The following is a 557-nucleotide window of genomic DNA, read 5'->3' as shown; positions in this document are numbered from 1 at the left end:
CACGGTGTGCCGCACTTCATCGGCAATGACCGGGTTGACGGCCAGGTACACCACTTCAACTTCGTCCGGAATGCTGTCCAGCGCCACCACCGGTTTGCCCGCCAGGGAAGACCCTTGCAGGTACGGGTTCTGATCGACAAACGCGCGCAGGGCATGCGGCTGTTGCAGATTGCTCGCGGTGTAGGCGCCGTAGAAACCGGCACCGTAAATGACGGCGGGCGCGCTGCCGTGCTGCGTTTCAAAGTCCGTCAGATGGCTGGAGGCTTGCTGCCAGAAACCGGCAAGCTTGCGAGCGGCGCTCTGCGTGTCAGCCAATGCTTGCGCGTCGAGCACCGGCGCGACTTTGCTGTCGCCCGGACGGCGCACGGCGGTTACGACGAATGCGCCACGGTGGCTGTTCGCGTCCGCCTCGAGCAGGTCAAACCCGTGGTTGGCCAGCAGCGTCTGCAGCGACGTGTGCGTGAAGTGGTTGACGTGATCCGCCACCAGAAAATCGACCGAATTGGTGAACGTGTTTGGCACGATCGCGTACAGCACGCCGCCATCGCGCAGCAGGC

At 63.7% G+C, this 557-nt stretch carries 1 protein-coding gene; it reads right to left on the bottom strand.

Features of this window, described 5'->3' with window-relative positions; translation table 11 throughout:
* Positions 1–557, bottom strand: a 557-nt coding sequence (locus tag FUT88_RS25700; protein ID WP_410003903.1) for a nucleoside-diphosphate sugar epimerase/dehydratase, incomplete at both ends; no start/stop codon positions are given.

The organism is Ralstonia sp. TCR112, from assembly GCF_007997035.1.
Lineage (GTDB): Bacteria > Pseudomonadota > Gammaproteobacteria > Burkholderiales > Burkholderiaceae > Ralstonia > Ralstonia edaphi.
Note: the sequence above shows the minus strand (reverse complement) of the source record. Positions and strands in the feature narration are given on the sequence as shown.